The organism is Sphingomonas sp., from assembly GCF_019749955.1.
Lineage (GTDB): Bacteria > Pseudomonadota > Alphaproteobacteria > Sphingomonadales > Sphingomonadaceae > Sphingomonas.
In genome coordinates this window covers 1-5015 of sequence record NZ_JAIEPC010000088.1, presented here as the reverse complement: position 1 = coordinate 5015, position 5015 = coordinate 1, and the positions used below count along the sequence as shown (strand labels likewise).

4 protein-coding genes and 3 pseudogenes are annotated in these 5015 nt (G+C 62.0%); 2 read left to right on the top strand and 5 right to left on the bottom strand.

The features are described from left to right. A pseudogene (locus tag K2W81_RS14310) lies at positions 1-369 on the top strand (peptidase M48 family protein); the annotation flags it as partial. On the opposite strand, the gene K2W81_RS14305 reads toward K2W81_RS14310, so the two are convergent. The 5 genes and pseudogenes from K2W81_RS14305 to wecB all read right to left on the bottom strand — a co-directional run bounded on the left by K2W81_RS14305 (position 354) and on the right by wecB (position 4658). Further along, positions 354-1322, bottom strand: a complete 969-nt coding sequence (locus tag K2W81_RS14305; RefSeq protein ID WP_294105495.1) for an NAD-dependent epimerase/dehydratase family protein — start codon at positions 1320-1322, stop codon at positions 354-356. The pseudogene K2W81_RS14310 and the gene K2W81_RS14305 sit on opposite strands and share 16 nt — an antisense overlap. Before the next feature lie 35 nt (positions 1323-1357). Beyond that, the gene (gene wecC, locus K2W81_RS14300) at positions 1358-2656 is read right to left on the bottom strand and encodes a UDP-N-acetyl-D-mannosamine dehydrogenase (RefSeq protein ID WP_294105493.1); all 1299 of its coding nucleotides are present in this window, start codon (positions 2654-2656) and stop codon (positions 1358-1360) included. Then, a pseudogene (locus K2W81_RS14295) lies at positions 2640-2774 on the bottom strand (UDP-N-acetylglucosamine 2-epimerase (non-hydrolyzing)); the annotation flags it as partial. The gene wecC and the pseudogene K2W81_RS14295, both read right to left, overlap by 17 nt. A gap of 34 nt (positions 2775-2808) precedes the next feature. Beyond that, positions 2809-3191 (bottom strand): annotated as a pseudogene (locus tag K2W81_RS14290) (transposase); the annotation flags it as partial. Positions 3192-3527: 336 nt separating this feature from the next. Then, on the bottom strand, positions 3528-4658 hold the full coding sequence (wecB, locus tag K2W81_RS14285) for a non-hydrolyzing UDP-N-acetylglucosamine 2-epimerase (protein ID WP_294105492.1): 1131 nt from the start codon (positions 4656-4658) through the stop codon (positions 3528-3530). Positions 4659-4899: 241 nt separating this feature from the next. Between wecB and K2W81_RS14280 the strand changes: the two genes are divergently transcribed. Further along, positions 4900-5015: hypothetical protein (locus K2W81_RS14280; protein ID WP_294104295.1), on the top strand; the 116-nt coding region annotated here is incomplete at its 3' end.

Below are 5015 nucleotides of genomic sequence, written 5' to 3'. Positions count from 1 at the left end.
GTGATCGTTGCGCATGAGCTCGCCCACATCATCTTGAAGCACCGCGCGCGGATGGATGCGGCTGGCGTCAAATACGGTATATTCTCGGAACTCGGCCGCAGCGGACGGCTGCACGCCCAGGCGGAAAGCGAGGCCGATCGGCTTAGCGTCTATCTGCTCTTCAACGCCGGCTATGATCCACGCCTCGCCGGCGCCTTCTGGCGGGGTCCCGGCAAGAAGCTCGACGGCGGCTTGTTCCGGAATCGCGCATATCGGAGTTGGCGAGAGCGTGCGACCGCGCTCGACGCAGAGGCAGCAAATATCCCGACGAAGGTCACTGCGCCGTTCGTCCCGCCGATGATCGCACTCGCCGATCAGCCGATGCGGTAATAGTCGCGGAACCATGTCGCGAACCGCGCCATGCCGTCACCGATCGCGACCTGCGGCGCATAGCCGGTCAATGCAGTAAGGCGCGATACGTCGGCAAAGGTCGCGGTGACGTCCCCCGGCGGTTTGGGCTTCATGACCTTTTTCGCGGTGACCCCGAGCGCTGATTCGAGCGCTTCGATCATCGCCAGCACAGTCTCGGGATGACAATTGCCGATGTTCAAAATGCGGTGGCCATGCCGCTCGGGTGGGTGATCGAGCGCACCCACAATTCCCGCGACGATATCGTCGATGTATGTGAAATCGCGCGCAAGTTTGCCTTCGCCGAACACCTCGATGGGTTCGCCCGCGAGCATCTTCTGCGTGAAGAAGAAATAGGCCATGTCGGGACGGCCCCAGGGGCCATAAACGGTGAAGAAGCGCAAGCCGGTCTGCGGGAAGCCGAACATTGTATAGCTCTGGCTCATCAATTCGCAGGCACGCTTGGTCGCGGCGTAAAGCGAGACCGGCGTGACCGTGGGGTCATCCTCGCGAAAGCCCTGGCCGTCGAGCGGTCGATCGCCATAAACCGAGCTCGATGACGCATAGACGAGATGTGCGATATCCGCGGCGCGGCAGGCCTCAAGCACCGCGAGATGGCCCGCGAGGTTTGATCGTTCATAGGCCATCGGGTTCTGGAGACTATAGCGTACCCCCGCCTGCGCGGCGAGATGGACCACGCGGTCGGTGCCACTCGACCGGACAATGTCCGCGACGGGTTGCGAATCGGCGATATCGAGTCGCTCGAAAGCAAAGCCGCTGCGCGCGGTCAGGTTGGCCAGTCGGTCCTGCTTCAGCCGCACATCATAATAGTCGTTGAGGTTGTCGATCCCGATCACCGATTCGCCGCGATCGAGCAGCGCGTGGCTGACGGCATGGCCGATGAAACCTGCGGCACCGGTGACGAGGATGGTCATGGCTGGTTACTGGGCGATTCGCGCGGCGCGAGCAATCAGCTTGCGAGGCGCAGATCGACGGGCGGCGCGACCGGCGCCGGCTGATCGGGCCAGATACCGCGGGTGTCGTACACCGCCTTGGTCAAGCGTTCGTCGAGCGGGACCGATTTGAAGAGTTCGTGATCAACGAGCACGATCATCACCGGGCAACGTTCGATGGCGTCGTCGAGGTCGATCAGCGTCGCGCCGGTGCCGTCGAACGCGCGCGGCAGCGTCTTCGCATAGGGTTCGACAATGCGGATGCGCTCGCCGTACCGCGCCGCAAGCGCGGCGGCGACCTTGAGCGCGGGGCTTTCGCGGAAATCGTCGATGTTGGCCTTGAAGGCGAGGCCCATGCACGCGACCGACTGGCCGGGGTGCTGATCGATCAGGGCCGCCGCACGCGCAATCGTGTGCGCAACCTTGCCGTCATTGACTTCGCGTGCGGTGCGGATCAGCGGCGTCTGCTCGGGTGCAGCGCTCACGAGGAACCACGGATCGACGGCGATGCAATGCCCGCCGACACCAGGGCCGGGCGACAGGATGTTGACGCGGGGGTGGCGGTTGGCGAGGCGGATCACTTCCCACACATCGACGCCCATCGTGTCGGCAACCAGGCTGAGTTCGTTGGCAAAGGCAATGTTCACGTCGCGAAACGCGTTTTCGGTGAGCTTGGTCATTTCCGCCGCGCGGCTCGTCGTCGTGACGCAGGCGCCGCGCACGAAGCGGCGGTAAAAGGCCAAGGCCTTGCGCGCACAGCGCGGGGTGATGCCGCCGATGACGCGGTCGTTATCGATCAGCTCAACCAGAATGCGCCCCGGCAGCACACGTTCAGGGCAATAGGCGATCGAAACATCGCCGAGTTCAGCACTCTTGCCGGGCATCTTCAGATCAGGCCGCAACTGTGCCAGCAAATCGCGGACCTGTTCGGTGGTGCCGACGGGGGATGTCGATTCGAGCACAACGATGTCGCCCACCTTCAGCACGGCAGCCACCGTGGTCGCGGCCTTCAGCACATAGCCGATGTCGGGCTGGTGATTGTCCTTGAACGGCGTCGGGACAGCAATGACGAACACGTCGGCAGGTTCGATCAATGTCGATGCGCGCAAATGCCCGCGCGCGACGACGCCCGAGACGAGGCCGTCGAGGTCGACTTCCTCAATATGGACTTTGCCCGAATTGACGGTTTCGACGACATGCTCGGACACGTCGATGCCCAGCACGTGCACGCCGGTACGGGCAATGACGGCGGCGGTGGGGAGGCCTATGTAACCGAGACCGATGACTGCTACTTTTAGGTCAGCGCCCGAAACCATGTGCAACGATCCCCGCAATCCGTGCCGATGCGTGGCCGTCGCCGAACGGATTGTGGGCGCGCGCCATCGCTTGATAGGCGGCGTTATCGTCGGTGAGGGTGAAGATTTCGGAAACGATGGATCGGCCCGAGCGACCTTAGGGAGCGCACGATTTGCCGCGTCACCGACAACGCATACGAACGGTCAATCATCGTTTTGCGCTCGGCAACAGTCCCGCCCCGTTACGATCTTGGGCCGAGCGCCCCGGACAAAAAATCGTTCACCAGCGTCAACTCGCCGATCTTGGCGTGCAACGTCTTCACGTCGGTCGCCGGCTCGGCCGGCTCGCTATGGCCCTCCGACCCGAAAACCCCTGCCGCCCCTTCAAGCAACTGGCCGCGCCATGTCGTGATCTGGTTCGGGTGAACGTCGAACTGTTGCGCCAGCTCGGCCAGCGTCTTCTCGCCCTTCACAGCAGCTTCTCGCCCTTCACAGCAGCCAAAGCCACCTTCGCCTTGAATGCCGGGCTGTGGTTCCGGCGTGTTCGCTTCGTCAGACGATCTCCTGTTCGGCAGCCATGCTGGCCGCGTTCAGGCAGAAACTCCTCTTAGCACCCTGTCCAGTTTTGCCGAGCCACCTCTGTTCCACCTGCCGGTGGCGCAGCTGCTTTCAGAAACTCAGCGGCGGCTTCGGCGGATGGCGACTGCCGAATAGGGAGAATATGCTCACTGATCACATCGTCGCGTAACAGTCGCGCAGCACTGCGGCAATGGCATCAGGCGGACATTAGCGGTTATCAAATATTTTTGATATCTCGCTTTTTTGGCGTTAACGATCGGCCGCCACCAGCGTCGCCCTGTACGCGATTTTCTCTAAACGTCCGATGCGATTGCTAGGTTCCAAAGCCTGCTGAAATTATGCCGGCAATCCGGATCGATGCCTGCCCGTCACCGAAAGGGTTGTGCGCGCGGGCCATCGTTTGATAGGCAGAGTCGTCATCAGCCAGCGCGAAAACTTCTGAAACGATGCGGTCCTCGTGCGCGCCGATCAGCTTGGCGGTACCGGCCATCACGCCCTCGGGCCGTTCGGTGGTATCGCGCATCACGAGAACTGGTTTGCCGAGCGTCGGTGCTTCTTCCTGAACGCCACCCGAGTCAGTGAGCACGATATGGCTTATCCCCAACGCGCGGATGAAGTGAGGGTAATCGAGCGGATCGATCCGGGCGATGTTCGGGCGGTCGCCGAGAATCCGGTCCATGACCGACACGACGTTGGGGTTGGGGTGAATCGGAAAGACGACGGCGAGATCGTCGCGCTCGGCGATGCGCGCGATTGCGCGCGCGATATTTTCCATGCCGCCGCCGAAATTTTCGCGCCTGTGCGTCGTGACGAGAATGATGCGCTTGTCGGCGAACCGCGAGGCAAGTGGATCGAGTCCAGCGGCAAACGAAGGGTCAGCAACGATCCGTGCACGGGTGGCGAGAAGGGCGTCGACCACGGTATTGCCGGTGACGTGCACGGCATCCGGTGCGACATTCTCGCGCAGCAGCGCATCGGCTGCGGTCTGCGTCGGCGCGAAATGCTGGTCGGCAATGGTCGCGACGATGCGGCGGTTCACCTCTTCGGGAAATGGTTGATAAATCTCGCCCGATCGCAAGCCCGCTTCGACATGGCTTACGGGCACACGCCGATAATAGGCGGCGAGCGCACCGACCATCGCCGTTGCCGTGTCACCTTGGACGATCACACGGTCGGGTCTTTCGGCGTCGATCGCATCGCCAAGGCCCGTGAGGAGCCTTACCGTCAGCCGGTCGAGGCTCTGTCCACTCTCCATCAGATCAAGGTCAATGTCGGGAGTTATCTCGGCGAGGCGGAGCACCTGATCGAGCAGGCCGCGATGCTGCGCAGAAACACAGGTTCGAACGTCAAGCGAACGATCGGCAGCTAGTGCCTTGATCACGGGAAATAATTTTATGGCTTCGGGGCGTGTTCCGAAGATCACCAAGATACGTGGGCGCGGCATACTTGCTTCATAACGTATGCTTCTTAATAGGCACTTACAGATGCCGATCCCTCGCGTTTCAAGGTCAATTCAGGCGGCGTTTGCTGACTGCTGCTGCACCGTGCCCATCAAGGGCAGCCGCCGTCGAAATCGATGGTCGCTGGGATAGGCTTGCTAGGCGGCTGCCCGTTCGGGCGTTAGGGGGCTGTAGGTCGCGCGCGCGGTGAGTCGATACGACCCATGTGGCTAAGAGGGGCAGCAAATGCGGATTACGATGATCGGTTCGGGCTATGTCGGCCTCGTCTCTGGCGCGTGTTTTTCGGATTTCGGTCATGATGTGGTCTGCGTCGACAAGGATGCCGGCAAGATCGAGGCACT